We start from the raw sequence: 24,091 nt of genomic DNA, 5'->3' as shown, positions 1-24,091 counted from the left end.
CTTTTCCGCTCTTCTTTCTACACCTACTCACAGGTTACTTGATTTATGAGAACCGAATACAACAAAATCCGTCTGTGTGCTTTCCGATTGAAACACGATTTACCCGCGCAACAATTTTCTGTGCTTAAGTTTCCAGAAGCTGCCAAGGATGTATTAAAAAGTCTTACAGCACAGAGAGATAACCGTTCCAATGACAAAGTAGGAATTCCGCTTGCCTCTCTCAACGAAGCTCTACGGGCAAGCATCCCCGGTCTAATTTACATTGGTAAAATGAGGGAAGAATTTTGGTTGTATAGTCCAGTTCCTATTCCAACAGATAAGTTATCAGTAATTTTTTCTCATTGGATAGATACAGAGTTCCCTGATGAGAACCCTAACAAGCGAAAGCAAGGGATAACCAGCGAGCAACGAAAAGCCGCAATGAATTTGTTGTATCCAGAAAAATTAAAATGGGAACCAGTCACTTTAAACCCAAAGAAATTGTGGGATACATACAACAACGGAACAGCAAATATTACTAATGGTGCGAATGGATTTATTCTGTTACCTGACATACTAGCAACGCAACTAAGTAAGCCAGAGCTAAAGTTTAACTTAGACAAAGAAAAAATTCAGTTCTATCGGTGTGCGCCATTAGATGGCTCTGGGGCCGAATTAATATCGTGGCCGCCTCTGCATTACGCACAGAAAAATCATACTTACTATTATTCAATAGTTCTGACTTTGAAAGTGCAAACGGTTCCGTTTCAACCATACCCTCAAATTCAATGCAATATGGGTATACGGCGGTGGTGCAGTAGAAATGGCACTGGTTTACTACCTGGAGGTCAGGCTAGTTCTACATACATTCGTACCAAGCTTAAATGGGGTACTGGGCTAAATCCTGATGATTATACAGAATATTTTCAAGTAGCTCCAATGGTATGGAAAGGTGCGCCTAAATGGAATAATAATCTATCTGGATTGTTAGAAAAATTAAATCCACTTCCCTACACACCAGAAGAAATATTAGCTGACCCAGTAAAAGCTCTTAATCTGCACGGTATTCCTAATATTTGTATCACCTATAAAGATGGCATGATTCCAAGTCATGAGGTGGGAAAGGGATTGCCACCAATTAACCGTCGTCAATTAGCTCAACAGATAGCATTGGTGTTAAAGGATGATTGGGAACTGATAGATTATGAACGGTTTAGTTTTAAAATAGATTCAAAGAATTCTGCTCAACTATTTGACTTACCTAAGCCTGATGGAACATCTTGGAATATCGCAGTTACAGATAGAGAAATAGGGGAGACAGATGAAGACTTCCAAGCTAGAAGAAATGACCTCTTAACCAAACAACAGTCTCAGAGGGAAAATTTTAAAAAGAAAAAAGGCGAAACAGAAGAACAATTTCAAGCTAGGTACGAAACCCTTCTACAAAAACAACAGGTTGAGTGGGAAAAATGTCAGAGGGAAGAAGGCGAAACAGAAGAAAAATTCCAAGCCAGATACACTCGTTATAAAAAACGTTTAGAACAACTTCAAGCAGAGAGAGAAAGGCTCCGTCGTGCCATCCGTAACTGTATTGGTAAAGAGTTAGTCGTTGAGATTTGGTATATTAACGATTCAACTCGCGATGCACTCATAAAAGCTGTCTGGTATTGCTTAGGGTTGGCAGAGGCGAGAACAGAGATTCATAATTTCTCTGATGTAGATTTGACCGTAACTATCCGCACGCAAGAAATAGGAAAATTAGCAGAGCGTTTACCTTTATCTACAGATTCAAAAAAGAAACCCAAATCAGCAGAACGAGTAAATGCTATTAACAGTCGAAAGGATGAAGTAACAGAAATCGTTGATGAAATGCCCCCTGTAACAGGAAAAGTAGGAGTATTAGTTGAACTATATGGGGCAGACCATTGGAAACCAGAATGGACAGACCCCCAACCTGCTATTCGCTTAGGTTTTGCTCAAGATAAAGTTGACCGAGTATCAAAATTTATTGTCCCTGAACATGAGGAATTAAAGAACAAGTATGAAAAGGTGGCAGATGATGAGGGTAGAAATTTAAACAGCCGAGAACGGAAGGAAATCAACGACTTACAAGAAGAACTACCGCAGAAAGCCATCTGTAGTTTTTTAGACCTCTTGCGCTCGTTGGGAGTACAGATAGCTCCTCCCCGCGTAGTTATTCCGTCAGTAGCACTCCCTAATTCGATTAATTACGTTGGTTTATGGTTGGTGAACCGCACTTCCAAAACTAGCGCTCATGGGAAAGAGCAACTCATCCCAGTTATGGTCAAAATGCGCTCTGACTCCTCAATTATTGAAGCTACTTTTAACGGCATATCTGATTGGATTCCCTATGACGAAGCCTTAAGAAAAATTAACACAAAAGGAAAAAGTATCACAGGAGATAAGAGCAACGAGATTAAAGGATTCATCCGCCGAATGTTGCAAGAAAAAGAGTTAAGAGGCAAAGATACACTACTCCTTTGCGATGCCCAAAATATTCGATTTTATTGGCAATGGTTGCAGGATAAGCAAATCTTAAAAAACGGAATATTTTTTGGTACTGAATCTCCTCAAATGATGCCCAAACTGCGCGTTGTTCGGGTACGTCAGGATGAGGAAACAGCAGAATGGTATGCTCTACACAACAACAAGAAACAGAAGGTGAAGTTGTTTGATAAGTTAATAGAAATTGAGCAAGTAAGTGTAGCGACTGAGGGATTGTTTAAGACGGAAAGTAATGAACGTATATTTCTTAGCATTGGGCAAAAGTCTAATACAATGCCCAAGGAAAAACTTGAGTTCAGTAAGTTTGATAAGCCTCAACTCCATTGGTCAAACCCTGGAATACTTGAGTTAGTGGTAGCTTGCGTACAACCAGAAGATGAACCTTGGCATTGGGCAGTTGTGACGCATGAATTGCGGCGGATGGCATTGCAATACAAAGATACCTTAGCTCGCCCGATTGTCCTTCACTTAGCACAGCAGATGGCAGATTATGTTTTGATGGTTGATGAAGATGAATCTGAAGAAGAATAATTTATAACCAAGCAATAAAGAAAATGACGGAAAGCGAGACACAATGGCTAGATAGTAATTCTTTTTGAATAAACGACATTCGGTGCAATATGCTGCCTCCCAATTTTAATGAATCAGGGTGTTTTTTCGAGAGTTGATACCTGCCCTAATAGCCTTTTCACGTAGGCAAGTACAACCCCGAACTTTCCTCTGGACGGGCATGAAGATATCGCCCAGTTATCGCAACATTAGAATGACCAAGGGTAGCCTGTACCAAGTGAACCTTGGCTCCCCGTTCTAGAGCATGACTAGCATGAGCATGGCGCAACCAGTGAGGCGAAACCTTGCTTGAAATGCCAGCTCTCGATGCTGCTGCCTTAACAATCCTATCAACAGAGTAGCGATTGAGATGTCCCCCTGTATTATTATTGGCACTGCGACTGCAAAAGATGGGTTCATTTTCTCCCGCATCACCCCGCAGCGCTTGCAACTCCTGCCATAACGATAACGGAAGCACAATGGAGCGAGTCTTACCCCCCTTACCGAACACCGTTATTTGACCGCTCTCACCACGAGCTTGTAAATTACGCCACTTCAAAGAGCAAAGTTCGCTGACGCGCAGACCACTGTAATAAAGTAGCCTCAGCATTGCGTGATTGCGCTTGTCAGTCTCCAGAGCAATCATTACTTGGACTTGAGATTCAGACAAAATCCGTTCTGATAAAGTATCTGGAGCAGAAGGCGGCTTTAGCGGCGCTGCCACATTACCAGTGAGAACCCCAATCTTATTGCCAAAGGACAGCAAAGATTTGACAGCAGAGATGATACTGCGCTGGGAGGACGCGGCTAACTCCAGGGACTCCAAATGGACGGCAAACGCCTGGACTTCCGCAAATGTGATCAGATGAATTGGCTTGCCGACAAACTCCTCTAAGCGTTTAGCAGAGCGACGGTAATAATCAACAGTATGACGACTCTTGCCTCCTAGCCATAAATTAACCAGCTGCTCAGAAGCATTCGTCGCTTTCTGTGTCACTACTGAACTCGTCATCGACTCATCCCCCGCACGAAAGCGTGGCATTAGCTCGGTAATGCCACGCTCATTCTCTCATGAAGTCTGACTCACAGCTTAATCAACGTTATTTTTTCTCTTCTACTTGTGTTATTTCTAAAGAGCCTAGCAGCCAAACAACCTATTATTGCGTAGATGTTAACCATTTTAGTAGGGCAATGTGGCTGTTTAACTTGTGTTATTTTCCGCGATTGGGTTGTCTTATCTGGAAGCACGTCTCGACCCATTCTTCCGCTAGCGCATAACTCCGAACTCGTACCCCAGAACCAGCCAATACGGGATTGACAAAGCCTTCTGTTGCCCATTCCTTGAGCCATTCACGGGCTGTATTGTCTGAAACCCCAAACCAGGATGCAATATCTGAGGGGTTGATAACGAAGGGATTTTCGACTCCATCGAGAACCCGTGCCAGCAGTCGAGTCAGGATTTGTTGCTGCGGACGTGGTAAGCTTTCCCAAGGGAGAGCATCGGGAGCTTCTTCTTGATAGAGAGATTTGGCTTTGGCCTGTAGTTCATCCGCAGCGCGAGCCATTGTCTCGACGAAGTAGAGCAGCCAGGGTGTGTGGTCTGGGTCGTGGCGACCGTCGTAGAAGTTCACTGGTAGCCCCATTTGCAAGTTTTGGTAGTAGCGATCGCGATCGGCATTAAAATACTCATCAAAAGAGAAAAACCCCCGCATCCGATAACCAGAACGCCACAGTTCAGCAGTAGCCAGAAGTCTCCCCGTGCGACCATTCCCGTCGTTAAATGGGTGGATGCTAAGAAAGCGATGGGTCAAAATGCTTGCACGGATGGGGGCTGGCAATTCTGCTGCTTCTTTTGAAGATAACCAATCGACTAATTCGCGCATCAGTACAGGCACATCCCCTGGTTCAGGCGGGGCATAATCAATTGCCCGCGTGAGTGTATCTACAACGGGACATTCTGTAATGCGATACTCGCTCTTGCTACCTCGCCGTCCGCGACCGCGCACGATGACAATGCGGTGTAGTTCTTTGATAAATGCTTCGGTAACAGGCGCTTGGGATTCAGCGAATTCTTCAACTCGGTCGAGCGCCCGCCAGTAATTACGAACTTCCTGCTCGGCATCGCTTCCGGTGCGGTCACTGCGAGCGATAGCTCGCCGCACCGCCGCTTCATCTAAAGGATTGCCCTCAATTTGCGTCGAACTGCGCGTGCTTCTTTGCAAAGCATCGTGACGCAGGCGCAGAGTCGTATCGGGTGGCAGGGGCAACACTTCAATCACAGCCCGCGCCGCCTCAATGACTCCTAAATGCCTCACCAACTTGTGGCTATAAGTAAAGCGTGGTACAAAACTCATGGACTAAAGCATCGCTCTTTCTACTAAATAAGATGGCAAGTACTTTCAAAATTAAACAGTTAATTTTCCTCTACAGTCTGAAGTTTTAAGTCTGAAAAAATGTATCAATTTCTATCTGATTTGATGAAGTATGTTGAGGGGCAGGTTGGTTATTATAACCCCTTATTGCAGCGGATTGAAGCCTAAGAGTCCTGCAAGTACCGAGTCATACTTTTAGCACGGCGCAGAATACCAGTCTCCCGGCGTTCCTGGCGACGAGCGATTGCTACTTCTAATACTTGTTGCATCATTTCTTCGTTTTCAAGACACACTAAATACGCTGCTTCTAGAAAAGTTTCTTTGGTAATATTCTCTTGCGTACACAAAGATTTCAGCCCTTTATCTACAGAATCTTCAACTCGTAAAGTAAACGAAACTAATTTCTTTTCCTTTTCTGTTGCAATAGTTGGTTTTGACAATGTATCTGACAATTTCTCTGTTTCAAATGCAGTTGCTTCTTCCTCCTTTGATTGTCTTTTTATTACTGAGGTATCTCTAGGAGGAACAGTGGCTCTCATCCTTTGTTTTAACCGACTGTTTGCGTCTAGGGGTTGGTTTTGTTCAGCAGCCATTTTTTCTCCAATACCTCAATGATTTTTTGGAAAGGTAACTCTAAGTCGGGATATCCTAATTCTTCTAAGGTTCTTCCAGTATCTATTGCTTGTTTGTACCGTTCGCTCTCTAGGATGGAGGGAACTACAAGGATTCCAATTCCTACTTCCTTCATATCCTGAATGCTGACTTGACTGCGTTTGGCTTGAGTGCGCCCAAGCCACTTATCTCGAAACGGTACAATCCCTAAAATTGAACCCTCAAAAGCATCTACAGACTTCAGTTCATCTACCAGTTGCAGGGTACGCACCAGTGAATGCAATCCTTTAGAACTCGATTCGGCTGGAATCAGCAACTCGTCCGCCGCCACGATTGCGGTTAGACAAATTTGAGTTCGTTGGGGTGGGGAATCGACAATGCAGACATCAAATAAGTCCCTGACTTCCTTGAGGCGTTTCTTTAACACTAATTCTCCCATTGCGGTAGAAGACAGGTATTCTTGGATAACTTCTAATCCGTCATCACTGGGAATTAGCCACAGGTTGGGGTAGTTCGACTCGTAGATGCCATCCTCGACAGCTACCTGCTTTTTGAGGACTTCCAGCAGGGTCGGCTGGTTGGCTTCTACTTCATGTCCCAGGTATAAAGTCAAGCTGGATTGGGGGTCAGCATCGACCATTAGGACTTTGTAGCCTAATTTAGCCAAAGCTCTGGCAAGGAAAAAGCAGCTAGTTGTCTTCCCTTGTCCCCCGGCAAGGGACGCGGCAGTAATGGTTAGCACGATCCTGTTTGATTATAGGATGCAACTATGACATGATACACTAATTAAGTTATGCCATCAACAAACAAAGCAATAATCTATTAAATAAATAATGTAACAAAGATGTAATGCAACAATTAAACAAAGCATTAAGCGAGCAATGCACTAAATAAACAAGGCAGTCAAGGCATAATACAGTAAACAGATATCTTGGCTGCATCCGTACTCTTTCATCTATCCTTAGATATAAACATATCTTCGTTAAAGCGATGAGTGAGTTCTCAGACATCCAACCAGCATCTCAAAGTGGGAGACTTTCTCAGCCTATTTCTGTGGAGAACGGGCGCGACTTAGCTGTCAACTTCAGAAATGCACCCTATGAGGGCCAAAAAGTCGAGGTATTCTTTGCCTTTGCTGAAAACCAGCCCGAAAAAGCAGTCCCTGCCTTTGCAGAGATTCTGGAAACGAAAGCATCGCCACCGATGCGGGCTTTAGCGCTTCAGGGCTTAGGTATATCTGCTCAAAAGGATGTACGAATAAAGCGGGCTTTAGCTTCATGCGAAACAGACGAAGACTTACAGGTACTCAGAGACGTAGCAAAGGAAGTTAAGGGAAAAGGGGAAGTCAGTAGCGATCTGACCCGCTGGGCAGGGGCATGGGCGATCGAGACGATCGGATTTTCCCCAGATGCGATCGAACACTTAGAAGGCGGCGCTCTCACAGACCCACCTTACAGAATTCGGAATGAAATCATCAACCGAAAACTTCAAGAAATTAACCGAATTCAGGAAAAGGATAGCAGAGGCGAACTGACCTCAGAATATGAAAGAAATCTAGAGTTTTGGTTGTATGGCCCGACTCACGAGTTATTTAGAGAAAGTTCTAATTCCAGTAAATATGAAGACCTGGTTAGAAAGGTTATCTATCAGCTGCACGTTAGAGGTATAGAGTTAGCCGTTGATAAAGATCAAAGGTTGAAAATAGATAATCCCCAAAAGAGAAGATGGCTGCAAGAAGCAGCTTTGCGTATAGCAGCGGGTAAATTTAAAGATTCGGAATCTACTGAAGCCGAACAAAGAAGGCTTTTTGACAATCTCGGACACTTTTTGGATAATCATTTTAACCAAGACATTCCCCTGAGAAAACTAGCGGCTGAGGCAATCAGGAATGCAGGATATTGGCTGTCTGATTCAATTAGAGCTAGAGCATTAATCCTCTGCGAACAGTGGCAACAGGCAGCAAACATTGGTGAGGCAGCAGTTTCTCACTTAGAAGAGGTCATTGACAGAGAATTAAGGCTTTCTACAGATGAAAACGAAATCATCAATCAGCAAATAAAAGCTGTGGAGGCTATTTATAGAATTCAATTTTTCGAGCTTTCTCAAAAGCTTAAGATAGTTGCAAAATTTCTGTTGCGTCCAGAAGAAAAGGTGCGAAATACAGCAACACGGTTATTGAAGCAGCACAAGTCAATTTTAGATCGAGAAGCGACCAATTTACTAGAAGCGTTACTTTTTGAGTACAAGCTAGATCAACCAGATCCAAAAGATTTGACTATTGCAGAAATTGAGTCAATTATCTCATCATCCAATAGTTATTATAATCTCATATTAAATAAATTTGGAACAGCTATAGCTGCGGTTGATACTTTGAAAACAGTTTATCAAAAGTCTGATTCATCAATCAGAGAAGTGAAAGAATTTATTAATTATGAAATGAAAAAATATTTATCAATAATTCTGAAGTGGATTGAGAAATTAAGTGAGCAAAAATTAGAAACAGAAAAGGGGCAGTCTAAAATCATTTCTAATCAATCTATATTGAGAAAAGTAGTATCCTTTATCAAAGATGTAAATTATAAATTATTCACTAAACTGAAGGAAAACCCGAATTATAACTCCCAGGAAAGCACCAACTACCAAACTTATAAAAAATGCCAAACGCTTTATGGAGAATTAGTATTACTCAAAAAGGATATATTAGCTAACCTAGAAAATCTTAGATACCAGTTAGCGTCTAAATGCCAAATGGCAGGTAAAATTTCTTTAATAACTATCGGGATAGGCTTCAGCCTTATTTTGATAACTTATATTGTAAGTCCTCCTTTATCTCAATGGTATCAATATAATTCACCTACACCTAGTTGGTTTTTAGGCGCTAGTTACAATCCTGTCAATACATATAACTCAACTAACACAACTGCTTGGTATACAACTGGTTTTCCAAAGAATAGCTGTGGTAGTTCTTATAGTAGAAACAAGTGCTGGTATCCTGTTTTTATTAACTACAGTGAAAGTAATTGGAATGGACTCAAATCAAATCATTGTAGAGATATTAGCCAAGGAAGAGGTAAAACAACCGCTAGAGATAAAGGAGAAATACAAGTAGCTTCGTTTAGTAGTCTTGAAGAGGCTCAAGGCTTTGCTAACTATATGAGAGGGCAATATGGTAGTGGGAGAGTCGGAGAAAAAAAATGCTATTGAGCATTATTTTTTCTGAAATATATCGCGATGTTAATTATTAGTAAGGATTTGCTAAATTATGGATAGTGAAAACGGATGTGGTTTGGGATGTTTATTATTACTGGGGCTTGTTGCTGGGTATTGGGTGATCGGCTGGCTTTCTATTTTGATATCTATTAACCAGGGATGGTTTGCTGGGCTGGGACTAATTTTAATTATAATTGGCATCAGCCTGGGAATAAGTTGGTATGTTCTGAAGGAGAAAGCATACAAACTTAATGAAATTTCTAAAGAACTAACTGATAATTGGGAATAAAAAATGACTCACAAATTTCCTTTATGTTTTGAAATTACTGTTAGACTGAGTATTCAAGAGAACTCACGTCAAAGCGAACTCCGTAAAGAGATACTGCAAAGCCAACAACAGTTGATCCGCTCGCTCATCCGTCTTAGTTCTAAACTCACCTTTTCTATCCGTTATTTTTACGATCCTAATCAGACACCAAAAATTAAAACTTATCTCCTAATAAATCAGCCAGATGAATTTCAAACAGAAGAAATTTACGATCAATTATTTAGTTTTCTAAAAAAGGGAAAAATTAGCGATTTCTTCACGCTAACCCCTCAATCAGACTTTAGCCAATTCCAGAGATTAGATTGGGTTAACTTTATCGGTGAAGTTCTCAAATATGAAGAATTCATCGAACCACAAAATTACTATTTACCTCACCTATTCAAGGCAAATGAAGCTAACGATATGTTAGCTGTGTACGATGTCATCAATCGGTTGGATAACAGAGTGATTTTAGAAATCACCTTACAAAACTATCAAAACTCTCATGAAAAGCAAATTTTGGTTAATGCTATTAACCAAATGGTTGCACAATTAGATAAGGTTAATGCTAGCACCACTGGCAATAAAGACAATTTCCTGTCTGTTACATGGGAACTATACCAAAAATACCAACAATTCTACTGTAACGGCGATTTATTCCAATATAGTATCAAAGCATTAGCAGAGAATCGCGGTGAAGCTTCTCTTGTTCTAAATACACTAATCGAACACGCCACTGAAGAAACTACTCACAGTAAACAGTGTAAAATTTTTATAGCTAGCAAAGACAAGCCTGGATTTTCAGGGAGCTTACAAGCAACAGAAAATGTAGATATTTCAACTGCTATTGAATGGGAAGGATGGCCAAAAATTTTCGGCCAACTCTTAATCAGAGAAGCTATTAAGCCAAAGAAAGGAGGATGGGCTAAACTTAGCGATGGATCTCTCAACCTTTCTGCCATATCCTCAACACCTAAAGTTTTAAATCCTGCTCAAAGCCAAAATCAACCTAGAGAACATGATGCGGTATTGGGTGGTTCTCCTTTGGCTAAGTTTTCATCTCCGCCTCCGTCTCGGATTATAGATTTGAAGCCTCTACACCGACTGGCTACATCTCAGGAAATTAGTAGTTTTTTCCGAATAGCGGTTCTAAGAGCTACACTTGATTTATCTTTTGAACAGCCTATCAATAAGTTGCCCGATCAATTAACTATAGAGGAGATGATTGGCAAATATGGAAACCTAATTACCGAAGATACCTATATTGTCGGAATAGATCAACACGGAAACCCTTATGTTTCTGATTTTTCTAAAATTCCTCATCGGATTGTTGCTGGAACTACCGGAACTGGTAAAACTAACTTTCTCAATTCAATGATTTATCAGTTCTTATACGCAAGTTTTAAAGCTAATATAGAGAGACAAATTTATATCGCTGATTTTAAAGCAGGTATAGACTTCTATAGAATAGCACGTCGTTACAGCAATGTAAACCTGGTAACTAAAGCAGAAGATTTGGCAACTTTGTTGGTTAACCTCTGGCAAGAATATGAGCGAAGACTAGCGAGAATGATTGAGGAAGATGTAGAAAGTTTGAAGGAATTAAGAGAAAAATGTCATAGTCAAGAACATCGCATAATTTTGGTCATAGATGAAGCAGCATCTATTTTAAATGCAGAGCGGAAAATCAGAGAAGAAATTTCTAAGTATCTTCAAGAGTTAGCAGCTAAAAGTCGCGTGACAGGTATTCATATTTTCTACTGTAGTCAAAGACCAACACCAGATGTAATTCCCAGAATTATATCAGATAATATGGATGAAAGAGTAATTTTTAAAGTTTTTCCAGCTGCTAGCCAGCTACTACTTGATGATGATGCAGCGTCAGAATTACCAGTAGAACCAAAAGGTAGGGCGATTTATAGAGGTTTAGAACCAGATCTTAAACTTGTCGCTACACCTTATGTACCTAAAAGTGTTTGGAATAACCCATTTAGTTAGGTTAAACTGTAATTGTTAACTTCGGAGGTGTTTTATGGCATTAATCGATCAAATTGAAGAGTTTCAAGCAACAATGGATAAAGTTATGGAATTAGTTGAAGAAACCAAAGCTTCTGCTGGAAAAATACCAGATACATCTATATCGGAATCGCCAGCTTTAATGAAAGCAATTTTTGATATGTGTGCTGATGGAATTAAAGCTCTTAATGACGCAATTGGACAAGCTGAGGACATTCAGCAGACTTTGGGGCGATAATGGGGCTACAGGAAGAGTGCGATAGGCTTGATTCAACTCTCAATCAAGTGATTGATACATTGGCTGAGTTACAAAGTCGCGCTCAAAGTTTATTAGATTGTAGTCATTATGAGCTAGATAGAGAAATCACCTGCATTCTGGAAAACTGCTATGAGGGACTGAAAAGTCTTGAGGCAAGTTTAGGTCAGATTGAATCTATCCAATCTTTAATTGGTAATCAAAGTTTTTTAGCTTCAATCATCTTTCCTACAATCAGCCTTGCTAACGCTTCTGCTGATTCTTCTATTGTTACAAACATTATTACAGATTTAAATAAAAATCCCCTGACATACAAGACTATTCCTTGGTTAAAAATCCTGGGGGATCAGGGTGAACTAACAGTCTGGAAGATGCTACTCGATTCTGATGGAGAAGATAAGCTAGATTGGTCTGAGGTGGAAATGAAACCTAAGCCTCCTCTTAAATCTAATTCAGGGAAGGATTTAAATCCTGATTTTTATATTAAGTCCTGCGCTCTGATCTGTGATGCCAAGGCTTGGTGTCCTGCTGATTTAGATAAAGGCAAGAAGAGTTCTGTTGAATTAAATATTGATGCTTTGAAGGAAACTGCTAAAAAATATGCTGATGCCGAATGTCTTAACAGAGGAGGAGAAGTTAGGTTATATTTCCCGGAGGACACATATAATCAGCAAATAAGTCTTTTAGAAAAGCTGCAATCAGACGTGCAATCAGAGTTCAGCCACGTCAAAATTAGTATGTGTCCAATGCGTGGAGTAACTTACAAAGACTTAATCGAAAAGAGCAAATTTCGTTTGACATTTCTCAAGTGGCTCGGTTCGTCAAAGTAGAGGAACAGCCGAAATCCGGGCAAAATAGTACTTATTTTCATCAATCATGGTTAATTTCCAGCTTACCTTTTGTTGGGACACACTTCACCTGGCTTTCTGAAAGGACCACAATTTACCCCCACAGGAGAAACTGTTTCAGTAGAATTAGGAGAAGGGTCTTGCTTAACCAACTTACTTTCTCCTACAAAAGAAGAATCTGTTTGTAAAACGGTTTCTAAACCGGGAGGCCAATAAGACTTTAAATTGGAAAAGGTCTTGATAGAAACACCCCAGTTTTCGCCAAAAGACAGATTTGGCTCTGAGGGTAAAGGCTCACAAGCTTCGGAATCATACGATGCTTTTTTCTGTTCTGTCTTTGCATGAATAGCAATAACGCGACCAAAAGCATCAAATACAGGGCTGCCGCTCATGCCCGTAATCGTGTTGTTGTTGTAGTAAACATCATAACCTCCAAGTTTAGTTTCAGGATCGAATTTTGGCGTTGATTCAAAATTAAAAATTTTCCCCTTACTCCACTGGTATTGTTTCGGTTTCTCTCTTTTGGCTGATAGCGAACAAGGAAGATATCCAAAAATATAAACTGGTCTTTGTGCTGATATAGATATTGCTAATTGAGCAATTCTATCATTTTTTATTTGTAGAGCATTTGACTTTAGAACTAATACTGATAAATCAGTATTAGATAATTGTTTCACAGTTTCGTCATAGCGAGAAAAACCCACTTCAAACTCTTCACCATCATTAGTAGTAATTTTATATGGATCTTCTTTTTCCCCGGGCGGGATACCAATAACGTGGCTGGCTGTTAGAACATATATAGTATTACCGCTCTGACCAATGATTACCCCAGAGCCAACAATTTTTCCAGAGATGCTGATGAAAACAGTTGACTTTTCTGCTGCTTCGTTAATCTTATCTGGTGATAGTACTTTGGGTTTTTCTGGTTTGGTGGGTTCTGATTTAATGTTTTTTGGTTGTGGGGTAATATTGATAGATTTCCCTGTAGGTATAGCATTGGAGAATGGATTGTTTTGAACTACAATATCCTGACGCTTTTCCCACGGTTTTGGAAGTTTAGATACTACCTGCCAAAGCTGGGACTGATTTTTTTGATATTGAGTGACAAGCCCAACAATAACAATCAAACATAGAAACCAGTTAATTTTCATAACTGTAATTCATTTACTTATTACACCATCAAGCATAACCTATAAAAATCTAGTTGCTGGTAAATGTCACTGTGATACTCGAAGGTTTTCGACTTACAGATGTCGCAGGATATAAATACCAAATAATCTCTTCAGAACCATCATCGTTGTGTCTTTTCGAGGGGAACCCAAATTGATATTCCTTTACATCAGTCTCAGGTATGAGATTATTCCAATTTAAAACATTACTACGAATTTTAATCTCAGGCTTTCCCGAAAAAGTAATTTCTCGGTTAAAGTTTTTTTCATACTCTAGTAATAAACTACATCCATCAACTAAAAATTCAATCTCCTTCTTGGAATAGTTAATTAGAACTTTAGCAATATGTTCGATATTAGGAAATGATTCCTGATAATCAGCGGGCAAAAGAGCTTTTGATGAGTTAGGAAACTGAGACATTCTTTTATTCCCTCGACTGCCGTTAAGGTTTAGTAAACAGTAGAATATCACTATCAAAGAACCAACCAAAACAATAGCAATCACGCCAACCATTCCAAGATATGGTATTTGTTGACTGTAATCGTATTTTTTGTCATTGTTTTTTCCCTCATCCTCTCGCCGCTGCCTTGTAGTCGGAGCCGTTGAAGAAGTGGGACTTGGCTCCGGAGATGATTGAGTTTCAAAAGACTGAGTGCCAGCTTTGGGGGATGGAAGTTGCAGTCTATCAAAGGGGTTTTTAACATAATTTATGTATGTTTCAATTGGAATCGCCCATGCTAAAGATCTCATTGTGTCTTGAATTTGTATAGGAGGCTCATCTTTACCATCCATATAGGCATAGGGATTGACATCAGGTACAGATGGGTCCCCCGAACGAAAGCCAAGGTGTTGATACTTACCCCGGCCATTAATTCCTACTACCAGACCTCTTTCATCCAAAACAGGGCCGCCACTCATCCCTTCTCTGGTATCATTGTCAAATCCCAGTTGATATCCTGAATCTAAATGTTTTCTATGTAAAATTAACCAAGTCCAGGCATAACCGGATGTAAAAGTGAACCATCCTTGGCATGAGTTAGCTTCTTCACAAGGGAAGCCAGAAACAAATACCTTATCCCAATCTTTTAAACTTTTTGATTTACCCAGGTTAGCTGTTTTATACTGATTAGCACTGTAGAACCATAACAGTCCTAAGTCATTTCCCTTCCAATTTATTCCTGGATACAAAAACGCTTCATGAGTTTGATTATCAGAAGTTTGGACTCGATACCCACCTTCGCGTGTTACTCTTTTATTTAAGCCCTTCAATACATGAGCGTTAGTCAGAACCAGGTATAGATAGATTGACTGTTGACCTTGTTTTCGCTTTTGTCTGTCAATTAAAATCCCTGATGCTCTGTAATCTTGAGAGTTTTCTACGAAGGCTCTAACGGTAATCTCCTGGGCTATGCTTTTTACTTCTTCTTCAGTTAGTTTACGATTTGACGTTGCATTTGTTTGAGCATAAGCAGGTAAAGCGCTAGCCTGCATGGATAGCTCAAATATAGGGCTATACATACAAGCTAGTGCAAGAAGTAGAGTTATAGTACGCTTCATTAAGCTGTTACTGTATCAGAACAAATTGGAACTACCGACGGTTGCAAACTACCTCCGCCCTTTCAAGTTCACCCCGGATCAAAGCGTTGATATCAACGTAGGTGCGACAACTTGCTCCTTCGATCATCGGGTCACCTTTGAAGTTTCGCCGATTTAGCTCAATCAAATCCCGCAGCGTTGCTCGACCATCCTGTGCGGGTTTCAGGGTGTACAGAAGACCTGTGCAACCACCACCACTACGGTTTGTCACACAAAGTACAGGCGTATTATTCATTGTTCCATGAGTAATATACTGAAAACCCCCTGATGCCATGTACTGGTTCATTCTACCCGTAACCTCGTTGCACCGTTTTTCTGGGGAATACCCAACTAAAACGAAGGCATCAGAACGCCAGTTAATAAACTGCCTCTGCTCTCCATTTGGAAGGACGACAAAAGTCGTTGGTGTCCCCCCGTTGTTTGGTTGACAAACAAAACGATATGAGCTTGTTTGGGCAGAACCACTGCCGATAGCAATAGAGCCAGCAGCAACGGCAGATGTAAACAGTAATAAGATAGGATCGGCAAGTTTCATATGTTAGGCCACCTTGTCAGGTCAGTAGCTGTAGGTATTTATAGCCACCGTAATTTTTTATACTGTAGCATAACACAGAATTTTGTAGTACACAAGGTAACAGTCGGTTCTGGGAGGGCTAGTAACGGTTAGGAGCGAAGGTAGTCACTAACATTCCTAAAAGGACTCGGCTAACGGCAAGAGGAGACCAAACAGCTTGGTTGAGGAAGCAATGGTAGTTTTGAAAGTGTTTTTCCTGTGTGGGCTAGATCTAGCCCAATTTCTATGCCACCCAGACTTAACAAGCTTAGACATCCACCGAACTTTAGGACTTTATTCTTCCAAGCTCTGTTTGGGTTTCCTTGTTGATTTCCCGTCATTACGCTTATCTCAAGGTGAGGTATTTTTCTGGCCTTCAGGACACACTTGACCTGGCTTTCTGAAAGGACCACAATTTACTGCGGGAGGCAATGAATTACCTGTTCCATTCTCTTTATCTTCTGGAGGCGGGGGCGAAGTTGTTGGTTGAGAAGTATGCGCTTTCTGTGATGAAGTGTCAGGAGTAGCTCTTGGTTGAGAAGTATCCGGTTCCTGTGATGAAGTGTCAGGAGTGACTATTGGCCTTGGAGCCATGATTGCTCTGGTGACAACAAACGCTACAGGAACAGCTATGCCCACTACTATAGATACTAAGATTCCGAACGTTAACCATATCGGAAGAGACTTAAACCACGTATTTAGCCGGGAAATCAGGCTAGATGATCCTGTTACTCCTGGAACAACAATTTGAACTGGAGAAGTTTGGATGGACGGCGAACCACCAGGTGAAACTACCTGAGTCTTTCTAAAGTCTTTGACATCATGTAGTACGGCATCAGCTGATTGATAACGCTCTATCAGGTCGTCTTCATGTACCATTTTTTCCAGAATTTTTACCAGCCTATCGCTAACCTTTAGTTGACTAGGCCAGAAGACTTTACCCGTGTGAGGATCTTTTAATTTTTGAGGCTCTAATCCTGTCAGAGCTTCAAGAGCCGTCACTCCCAAAGCATAGATGTCACTGTTAAATGTTGGCTTCCCTTGTATTTGCTCTATGGGGGCGTAACCTGTTGTGAAAATCTTAGTCGGTTTATTTTGTGGACTGCTGTTTGCCAATTTAGCGACAACCTCTTTGACCGAACCGAAATCGATAAGGAATAATTTCCCGTCGTTTCTTCGTCTCATCAAATTTTCAGGCTTTATATCCCTGTGGATAATCTTTTTCTTATATAAAAATTTCAAAACTTCCAGCATATCCTCCAACAACTCAGCAACCTCATCTTCCTGAAGCTTGTTTTTCTGCTGTAGTTCGTCACGGAGGGTATGCCCATCTATCAACTCTTGTACTAAGTAAAACTCTTTATTTTCGTCAAAATAACTGATAAAATGGGGAATATGACTATTCCTAGACTCAGTTAACGTAAGTAAAACGTTTGCCTCACGTTCAAACAATTTCTTGGCTTCGTTGAAAGAGGCTGGGTCGTTACTGACAAAGTTGAAGTGTTTAACGGCACATTGTTTGCCAAAAGCCCGCAAGTCTTCTGCAAGATAAGTCGCGCCAAAGGTACCTTGTCCCAGCTTTTTTATGATTCTGTATTGACCGCCCACTATTTCGTCTGGTAACAGAGTCATCTCGCACCACCGTGAAGAGAAACGTCTACTTCCTCATCATCCTAAAGTAAGAAGTTAAGAAGTGCCAGCAGCACAATATGCTATACCAATCATGGCAGCAACACGGAGCCAGTGTTCCAGGTAGGTTAGGCTGAAGATGTTCCATAATGCGGTCACCACTATCAAACCGCCTGGTGCATCGCCGAGCTGTTCTTGGGATGGGTATAGAAGATATCGGCAAATTACAGAACTATGTTTGGATATACATCCATTCGTTGAATGCAGAATTATTCTCAGATGTAGAGGCAATGCTGTTGATTACGATGCTACTACAAGTTTCGAGTCCAGTCCCAATTGTTGCAGCCTGTTCGAGAAACGATCGATTACCGAGTTTTTGTACCCTTAAACCCACTTAAATCCATCCCTAACTGTGCCAAGGCTGTGCCAAACTCAGTAATTTGCGGCGTTTTTTTTTCTAATTTCTGCCCATTTGGGGTAAATCTAGCGATCGTGTTCTTTCCCAAGTCAGTTCTGTTGTTCATTCTTGTAGTGCTAATGGATGGCCTTATAGCGTAATTCTTCATTAACTGTATTGAGCAATCATTAACAACATTTCTTCATACCTTTGGGAACAAAGTTTATAAGTTTCATCGGTTCCACTCTTAACTACACGCCAGCAAGCATATATAGTGTCTGCTTTGTTCATCCCCTTTGATTTGAGAATACGAAATACCTCAAAGTTAGTGTTAGCATCATTGCCGTAAAACAGCCCCCTTGGATAGTCGGTGGGGTTGGTTAGGTAGTCCTCCACCAGCATATCAGCACGACTTTTGGTGGGTGATTCGTGGTGGGTGGGAGTGGTGGGTAAATGGGTGGAATCCTTATAAAACAATGGTGGGTACTGGTGGGTACTGTCGGTGGGTGATGGTGGGTAACTGGTGGGGCGTGGTGGGTGCGGTGGGTCATCCTCCACCACTTCCACATCGATTGCATCATCATTATCATCCAGTTCTGTGTAAGTTTGTTGGGTGTAATTTTGCTTTTGTTGTCTGCTACTTCTGCCTGAATTTACACCTCTTACTAATGGAATTGTTAGCGGTAAAGAACTAAGTGGAGTGAGTCCAATTGGTGTAGCACCTTTGACTACTCTCTTGTGATGTCCGTGAGTCGGATGCTGGTAGACATCATCGTTAATCAAACAACAATAAGCAGTCATCTTTAGGCGTTCAATCACTGAGCGGTCAACTAAGTTCTTAGCGTACTTCCTAGCAATTTTATTGAGTCTGATTAAGGTGAAATTCTCCAGAAAGTCTCCCATTCCTTCTAGTCCCATTGCTTTAGTGTTTCCCGCCTGACTCGCAAAGATTGGTAGTTTGTTAAACTTCCTAGCTTCGCTACCATATCTGATGATAAATTCATCGGCTGTTTTTAGCTTATTCACCTTACAATAAGCTCGAACAGCAGGCCACTCATCACAGATAATTGTTAGAGGTGTCTTGTCTCTTTGAGTTAGTAAATCAAGTAGGATGGATAGCTGTTCAACTATCAATTCATACTGGTTAATTACTGTTAATCCTCTCCAGGGATAATCGGGTTCAGTTTCATCAGCATGAGGGTCTAATACTAAAATTTGATTATCGGGAAGCGCAGAAGCTAATAATTGAATGATGCAGGATTTACCACTGCCACTATTACCCAGCAATCCAATACCTGTAGACTCTTCTATTATTTGTTCGCAGTCAAAATATAAAAACCCTTTCTGAATCGGTGAAGATTGCTCAACATCATAATATTCCTCCGGCTGCTCCTCAATATATTCTGTTTGTGGTGCTGGCTCATTCGCAGGTTTGAATTGTGAATAAGCTTGTTCAGTTAGCATCATAGAGGCTTCAACTTCTTGACCAGTTGCAAATGCCGCTTTATCAATTGCTGCTTCGTTAGCCATGCTGCGGTATGGTGTGGCTTTCTCAATCGCTTTCTGCGTGCGTATTACCTGCACGCCACAACCAAAGATTGCAAATGTAGCTAGTAATCTCCAATGTGGAGCTTTCACTGCATTAAAGCTTACACTAGCTAGTAAGGAAATAACACCACCACCTAACCAAATCCATCGCCATGTATGTCTGTTTTCATCGTGTTTGGGTGAGTGGTAATCGTGCAAATTGATTACATTTGGCATGATCTAAAATCTCATGAAAAAAAGGTGTTGGCGGTTGGGGGAAGAGTTTAGGTGATAGGGGTTGGGTTAGGGAAGAAGAGGGGGTTAGGGGATAGGTGTTAGGGGTTAGGGAAGAGAAGAAATTCCCCCAGCCCCTAACCCCTAACACCTATCCCCTAGTTAGTTTCCCTATCACCTAACCCCTACACCCTAACCCCTTAGTTTAATTGGCAAATGCCATTCCAATTCCCATCAAATAAGTGAGCAGTGCAGATGAAGCAAACAGCAAATAAAAATATGGGTTATGTCCCATATTTATTAACTTTTCTGAACCAACGGCTGAGACAACTATTGTTATTAAACAAGTCACAGCTATTATTCCTAAAAGCCACATCGCTTGGTCTTTTAATCCGAAAATTCGCATCAACTCAAAACTTCCTTTAGCGATGCTCAAACCTATTAAGAAAAACCCGGCTCCTTTAAAGAAATCCATCTATTAAAATCCTCCTGGTAATCCTGGTATCTGAACAGAAACATTCCCATTTCTAGCAACATTTCCATACTTCGCTGTTAATTCCTGAACGCGAGTTCTAGCTTGTTGATCTGCCTGCACTCCACCAGCTAAAGCACCAGCAAATTTGGGAGCCAATTTACCCATTTTTTTACCAGTCTTACCCCAAACTTTAGCGACGTTCGTTTTGCTTTGTGCGTCTTCTTCCCAGTATTCCAAATTGTCTGTGATAATCTGTTCGTTGGCTTTTAAGGTTTTCTTCTTAGCCTGGAACGCTTTGTTAGTCCGCTTTGCAGTGTCCATCCTTTCAGTCGCATGAGCCTGTAAATTAGTAAGTTCCTGGTCTGATTTACACTCGTAATATTCAGGCGAGCGGAAAAGTTGTCTAACAAATTCCATTGGTTTTTATCTCCTAATTATGTTGTTTCATTCTGCTAAAGATTGGGGTTACTTCCCTCAAGTTACTCGCGGCTAAACGATACTTATCAGTTAATACATTTACCCGGTCTTCGGCAGATTCAATCGCCAGCGTCGCAGCAGTAAGTTTGGCTTGGGTCTGATTGTATTTTTTCTCAACTCTTTGGCGGGATGCTTCCACTTCTTTCTGATAGTTTTCATTGTCTTCTTTGATGTATCTGTTGGCTCGTTCTATTTCCTCTTTTAACTGCTCATCAGTGGGACAAATAAAACAAATTCTGTAATGACGAACTGGTTTTCTATTAACTTTTCCGCCTGGATGATATTCATCCCAAATATAGGAATCTTCCCTGATATTGCCTCCCGGAGCGTAAATCATGTACATTGATAATCCGGCTTTATTGGCAGCGTTTATGTCATCGTTTCCTAGCTTCTGTGGCATCCCTTTTATGTGTCGATGCCATACTCCTACAGCGTCTTTTCCGTACCAGTTAAAGTAGAACTGTGTAGGGTCAGCAGCTTGGTTTTTCTCGCTAGTAATGGTGCCATCAGCTAATACTAATCCTCCGATTGCGTTACCACTCCAGTCCTTTTGGCAGAATTTGATTATTTGATGTTTCTGCTCGTCAGATAAACCAGAGTTCTGTAATTTAGGCTGGGTAGAACTGACTGATTTGGTGTTAGGTGATGTTGAGTCCTTTTGGTGTAGTATTGGGCTGCCTCGTAACGTGGCTGATGTGTTTTGATGCTGGTTTGAATTGTCCGGGATACCTGTGAATTGAATCAATTCCACGTTGCCAAAGTATCTGTTCTTTCTGTGCGGTAGATTGACAGTTTTCACAAGTACAAGTTGGGCAATGTTTCACTTTATTTCACCTCGGTTAAGCACTTATTTAGCTTGTCGAGTTTGGTGTTGGTCGTTGTTAGCTGGGAGTCCAGTTTCTTAAGCTGTTCTCTCAGTTCTCGGTTATCGCTCACCAGTTGTAAATTATTCTGAGTGAGTTTAGTTTTCTGGTCATCGTTCAATTTGGACAGTGCAAAAGATGAACACCAAACTAAGAGGGAGCAGGAGAGTATAAAACCCAGAAGCATGAAGTAAGAGCCTAGTCCCCAGTTATTATTTTGATATGTACTGTGCATTGCTTTGTACTCCTTTCAGTACAGGTATAGCTGCAATTGATAAGCCAATTAATGTCAGACAAATTAACATTATTTGCTTGGTGCGTTCCTGTGCTATTCGGATTTTGTTGTAGTTACTTTTGGTCATCTTCTCCACTCCAATTTATTGAAATTGCTCTGCTCTCTTCCTATGATGTATCCCCCAGCAAAGCAAATAGAGCCAATCATTATTCCTGCGAATAACAGGGGGGCAAAGTTAATCTCTTGGGTGTTGGTCTGAGTGTTGGTTTGAGTTAGTGGTTGTGCAGTAGCTTCTACTAACTCAGCACTTTTTACAGGAACAATTGGTGCATCTAAAAGAGGCTCAATGCTAATTGTTCGCTCAGTCCGCACCACATCTCGCGGGGCAAAATCCAGTTGAATAATTGTTTCAGCATCGTCGTCTTCTCCCATTAAAATAATCCGAGCATTTCGCTGGTTTGTTGCCATTCTTTTACCTGTTCTGGTGTTGGTTCTCTGTAGGGTAATTCCGGTTTAGATTTGCGTTTCTTGCGGTGGGTAATCTGTGCCTTCTGTAACGTAAATTTACCCACCATCGCCAGCAAAAATAACCTGATTAATTCTCCAGTAGTAATTTCAACCCCGATGTTGATGGCTTTCCCTTTTTTCCCAACGATTCTGTAAGTTTTTTTGAGAACTCTTCCAAAGATTTTGGGTCGTCGCTTGTCAACAATTCCTCTAATTCTTTGTTGGTTTCTTCTCCAGTTTGTGAGTCAGTGAATCCCCTTAAAAGATTTAATTGTTCGCTTAAATCAATTGCAGTATCTTCATTCAATGCTGTTAGTCCCGCAATCATTTGAAGGTTATAACCTTCCTTGATTTCTTTGAGGTCTTTCTGCGCCATCTGCATCCCAGTTAAGCGGTTGGCTTTGGATTTTTGGGCAGATGCTTTAACTAATTTGGCTACTTGTTCTTGGGTTTTATTGGCAATTGCATCACTAGCTTTAGTAATTGCTGCTTCCTCTGTTTCTTCTACTTCCTCTTCAGGAGTGGGAGCAGTTTTGTCAGCTGTTTCTCCTTTCTTAGACTGGCGCAAAAGTTCTTCAGCATCTAGTTCTTCTTCTGGTTCTTCTGGTGGAATTTGTTCAAGTTGCTCTGTGGGTTCTGAATCTGAACCAATGAAATGTTTGGCGACTTCTTTTAATTCTTCTGCTTTCTGTTCTGGAGTTTTGGGAGAGCTTTTCAGTTCGAGCGGGGCTGGGTTTTGTAGTAATGCCTTAGCGTCGAAATTTGTCTTTTTACGTCCATTACCATTTGCTACTGAGCCGTTTGTATTCATCTTGTAATCTCCTGAATTGTTCGTCTAGGTTGATATCGAATTTAGTAAGAATATACTCACGCTGTTTGGGCTTTAAGTTGCGCCACATCAGATGAGAGTGGTAGCCGTATCTAGCGGCTAAGAATAGCTTGAGAGCTAACATTTCTCTGAGTTCAGCCCAACCAATGCGGGTGATGTTTAAAGTTTCTAAGTATTGATTGAACTGTCCTCTGTGCCGAATTTTTAAAAGCTGTCTGGCAGCTTTTTTAGAAAAAAGTCTCTTGCCATCTGAGTCATAGACTTTGACATGAAAAACTATGGAGAAAGATAAATTTCTGCGTTTATGCGTATCGACGTACAATCATTAAATGCCCAAAGAACCTATGAATTTAACTATCGAAACCTCATTAAAGCGTCGGGTAAAAGCACAAGCGGCTTTGCTCGGTCGGACTGTATCGGACGTTGTTGCCGAATTACTGGAGCAATGGCTTAAAGAAGTAGAATCCCAAACTGACAACAATGAGAAGTAACTGTTAAGGCTGTAGTATCCAGAATCAGTCCCACCGTGCTACGCCCTGAAAAATCAGATTAGACAAAAATTCTACCCAGGCAAGCTAATACTCAATCTGCTTATCCTCCAAACTTTTTTGACGTTCCACTTCTAATTGACGAATACGTTCTAACACAAAAAGCTGTTGGTTAATTTGATTCCATCGTTCCACATCAGAATAATTAATTTTAGAAGCCAACTCCAACTCTGACACGCCGCTACTATCTTCCCTCATTCTTAATAATTCTCCTCTACCATCAGTAGCCAAAATAGAAAATACTCCCGATTCTGACGATTCTATCTGCCAAGATAAACAATAATTATTACCTTTAACAATCAAAGTATCTTCTGAGGTTTTTTCGACTTGACCTTGATTACATTCATCATCAAATTTATTAACAGCAATCGGGTAA

At 41.0% G+C, this 24,091-nt stretch carries 26 protein-coding genes and 1 pseudogene; 7 read left to right on the top strand and 20 right to left on the bottom strand.

All coding sequences use genetic code 11. The features are described 5' to 3' along the window. The first annotated feature begins 45 nt into the window (after positions 1-45). Positions 46-3,036, top strand: a complete 2,991-nt coding sequence (locus tag ACE1B6_RS16210; protein WP_413258286.1) for a pPIWI_RE module domain-containing protein — start codon at positions 46-48, stop codon at positions 3,034-3,036. A gap of 157 nt (positions 3,037-3,193) precedes the next feature. Here ACE1B6_RS16210 and ACE1B6_RS16205 read toward each other — a convergent pair whose 3' ends face one another. The 5 genes and pseudogenes from ACE1B6_RS16205 to ACE1B6_RS16185 form a co-directional block, all read right to left on the bottom strand. Then, entirely contained in the window at positions 3,194-3,778 is a 585-nt protein-coding gene (locus tag ACE1B6_RS16205; RefSeq protein ID WP_413258295.1) for a tyrosine-type recombinase/integrase, read from the bottom strand. A gap of 42 nt (positions 3,779-3,820) precedes the next feature. Next, positions 3,821-4,066, bottom strand: a pseudogene (locus ACE1B6_RS16200) (phage integrase N-terminal SAM-like domain-containing protein); the annotation flags it as partial. A 199-nt stretch (positions 4,067-4,265) separates the two neighbouring features. Further along, the gene (locus ACE1B6_RS16195) at positions 4,266-5,408 is read right to left on the bottom strand and encodes a Fic family protein (RefSeq protein ID WP_413258285.1); all 1,143 of its coding nucleotides are present in this window, start codon (positions 5,406-5,408) and stop codon (positions 4,266-4,268) included. Positions 5,409-5,590: 182 nt separating this feature from the next. Then, entirely contained in the window at positions 5,591-6,019 is a 429-nt protein-coding gene (locus ACE1B6_RS16190) for a hypothetical protein (protein ID WP_413258284.1), read from the bottom strand. Next, the gene (locus ACE1B6_RS16185; RefSeq protein ID WP_413258283.1) at positions 5,992-6,780 is read right to left on the bottom strand and encodes a ParA family protein; all 789 of its coding nucleotides are present in this window, start codon (positions 6,778-6,780) and stop codon (positions 5,992-5,994) included. The genes ACE1B6_RS16190 and ACE1B6_RS16185 overlap by 28 nt, the downstream gene beginning before the upstream one ends. A gap of 248 nt (positions 6,781-7,028) precedes the next feature. Here ACE1B6_RS16185 and ACE1B6_RS16180 point away from each other — a divergent pair, with 248 nt between their 5' ends. From ACE1B6_RS16180 to ACE1B6_RS16160, 5 genes are read left to right on the top strand one after another with little or no spacing between them, the layout of a single operon-like run. After that, a complete protein-coding gene (locus ACE1B6_RS16180) occupies positions 7,029-9,242 on the top strand; it encodes a HEAT repeat domain-containing protein (protein ID WP_413258282.1) in 2,214 nt (737 codons plus the stop codon). 58 nt (positions 9,243-9,300) lie between these two features. After that, positions 9,301-9,537 carry a hypothetical protein gene (locus ACE1B6_RS16175; protein ID WP_413258281.1) on the top strand — a complete coding sequence of 79 codons (237 nt, stop codon included), beginning with the start codon at positions 9,301-9,303 and terminating at the stop codon, positions 9,535-9,537. Positions 9,538-9,540: 3 nt separating this feature from the next. Next, the gene (locus ACE1B6_RS16170; protein ID WP_413258280.1) at positions 9,541-11,553 is read left to right on the top strand and encodes an FtsK/SpoIIIE domain-containing protein; all 2,013 of its coding nucleotides are present in this window, start codon (positions 9,541-9,543) and stop codon (positions 11,551-11,553) included. Positions 11,554-11,587: 34 nt separating this feature from the next. Continuing rightward, the gene (locus ACE1B6_RS16165) at positions 11,588-11,809 is read left to right on the top strand and encodes a hypothetical protein (protein WP_413258279.1); all 222 of its coding nucleotides are present in this window, start codon (positions 11,588-11,590) and stop codon (positions 11,807-11,809) included. Then, on the top strand, positions 11,809-12,657 hold the full coding sequence (locus ACE1B6_RS16160) for a hypothetical protein (protein ID WP_413258278.1): 849 nt from the start codon (positions 11,809-11,811) through the stop codon (positions 12,655-12,657). Before ACE1B6_RS16165 ends, ACE1B6_RS16160 begins: the two co-directional genes overlap by 1 nt. Before the next feature lie 62 nt (positions 12,658-12,719). On the opposite strand, the gene ACE1B6_RS16155 is transcribed toward ACE1B6_RS16160, so the two are convergent. The 14 genes from ACE1B6_RS16155 to ACE1B6_RS16090 all read right to left on the bottom strand — a co-directional run bounded on the left by ACE1B6_RS16155 (position 12,720) and on the right by ACE1B6_RS16090 (position 23,489). Continuing rightward, positions 12,720-13,826: a S1 family peptidase gene (locus ACE1B6_RS16155; RefSeq protein WP_413258277.1), complete on the bottom strand. Its 1,107-nt coding sequence runs from the start codon at positions 13,824-13,826 to the stop codon at positions 12,720-12,722. Between the two features lie 49 nt (positions 13,827-13,875). Continuing rightward, positions 13,876-15,402, bottom strand: a complete 1,527-nt coding sequence (locus tag ACE1B6_RS16150) for a S1 family peptidase (RefSeq protein WP_413258276.1) — start codon at positions 15,400-15,402, stop codon at positions 13,876-13,878. A 31-nt stretch (positions 15,403-15,433) separates the two neighbouring features. Continuing rightward, on the bottom strand, positions 15,434-15,976 hold the full coding sequence (locus ACE1B6_RS16145; RefSeq protein WP_413258275.1) for a COP23 domain-containing protein: 543 nt from the start codon (positions 15,974-15,976) through the stop codon (positions 15,434-15,436). Between the two features lie 369 nt (positions 15,977-16,345). Beyond that, positions 16,346-17,626: a protein kinase domain-containing protein gene (locus ACE1B6_RS16140; RefSeq protein WP_413258274.1), complete on the bottom strand. Its 1,281-nt coding sequence runs from the start codon at positions 17,624-17,626 to the stop codon at positions 16,346-16,348. A gap of 362 nt (positions 17,627-17,988) precedes the next feature. Beyond that, the gene (locus ACE1B6_RS16135; protein WP_413258273.1) at positions 17,989-18,147 is read right to left on the bottom strand and encodes a hypothetical protein; all 159 of its coding nucleotides are present in this window, start codon (positions 18,145-18,147) and stop codon (positions 17,989-17,991) included. A gap of 41 nt (positions 18,148-18,188) precedes the next feature. Further along, positions 18,189-19,784 (bottom strand): P-loop NTPase family protein, encoded by a 1,596-nt coding sequence (locus ACE1B6_RS16130; protein ID WP_413258272.1) that lies wholly within the window; start codon positions 19,782-19,784, stop codon positions 18,189-18,191. Positions 19,785-19,986: 202 nt separating this feature from the next. After that, positions 19,987-20,256: a hypothetical protein gene (locus tag ACE1B6_RS16125; protein ID WP_413258271.1), complete on the bottom strand. Its 270-nt coding sequence runs from the start codon at positions 20,254-20,256 to the stop codon at positions 19,987-19,989. Between the two features lie 3 nt (positions 20,257-20,259). After that, the gene (locus tag ACE1B6_RS16120) at positions 20,260-20,673 is read right to left on the bottom strand and encodes an Ntn hydrolase family protein (RefSeq protein WP_413258270.1); all 414 of its coding nucleotides are present in this window, start codon (positions 20,671-20,673) and stop codon (positions 20,260-20,262) included. A 13-nt stretch (positions 20,674-20,686) separates the two neighbouring features. Next, a complete protein-coding gene (locus ACE1B6_RS16115) occupies positions 20,687-21,484 on the bottom strand; it encodes a hypothetical protein (RefSeq protein WP_413258269.1) in 798 nt (265 codons plus the stop codon). Positions 21,485-21,808: 324 nt separating this feature from the next. Next, positions 21,809-21,958 carry a hypothetical protein gene (locus ACE1B6_RS16110; protein ID WP_413258268.1) on the bottom strand — a complete coding sequence of 50 codons (150 nt, stop codon included), beginning with the start codon at positions 21,956-21,958 and terminating at the stop codon, positions 21,809-21,811. Beyond that, positions 21,955-22,299 (bottom strand): hypothetical protein, encoded by a 345-nt coding sequence (locus ACE1B6_RS16105; RefSeq protein ID WP_413258267.1) that lies wholly within the window; start codon positions 22,297-22,299, stop codon positions 21,955-21,957. The genes ACE1B6_RS16110 and ACE1B6_RS16105 overlap by 4 nt, the downstream gene beginning before the upstream one ends. Beyond that, positions 22,263-22,415 carry a hypothetical protein gene (locus tag ACE1B6_RS16100; RefSeq protein WP_413258266.1) on the bottom strand — a complete coding sequence of 51 codons (153 nt, stop codon included), beginning with the start codon at positions 22,413-22,415 and terminating at the stop codon, positions 22,263-22,265. Before ACE1B6_RS16100 ends, ACE1B6_RS16105 begins: the two co-directional genes overlap by 37 nt. Positions 22,416-22,426: 11 nt before the next feature. Then, positions 22,427-23,149, bottom strand: coding sequence for a hypothetical protein (locus ACE1B6_RS16095; RefSeq protein WP_413258265.1), 723 nt, complete (start codon positions 23,147-23,149; stop codon positions 22,427-22,429). Further along, complete coding sequence (locus ACE1B6_RS16090) at positions 23,118-23,489, bottom strand: hypothetical protein (RefSeq protein ID WP_413258264.1); 372 nt, start codon at positions 23,487-23,489, stop codon at positions 23,118-23,120. The genes ACE1B6_RS16095 and ACE1B6_RS16090 overlap by 32 nt, the downstream gene beginning before the upstream one ends. Positions 23,490-23,496: 7 nt before the next feature. Between ACE1B6_RS16090 and ACE1B6_RS16085 the strand changes: the two genes are divergently transcribed. Then, positions 23,497-23,658 (top strand): hypothetical protein, encoded by a 162-nt coding sequence (locus ACE1B6_RS16085; protein WP_413258263.1) that lies wholly within the window; start codon positions 23,497-23,499, stop codon positions 23,656-23,658. Between the two features lie 84 nt (positions 23,659-23,742). Here the strand turns inward: ACE1B6_RS16085 and ACE1B6_RS16080 are convergent. Beyond that, a partial coding sequence (locus ACE1B6_RS16080) for a hypothetical protein (protein ID WP_413258262.1) occupies positions 23,743-24,091 on the bottom strand: 349 nt, incomplete at its 5' end.

Source organism: Floridaenema fluviatile BLCC-F154, assembly GCF_041929135.1.
Lineage (GTDB): Bacteria > Cyanobacteriota > Cyanobacteriia > Cyanobacteriales > Aerosakkonemataceae > Floridanema > Floridanema fluviatile.
This window is presented reverse-complemented; position numbering and strand designations above follow the sequence as displayed.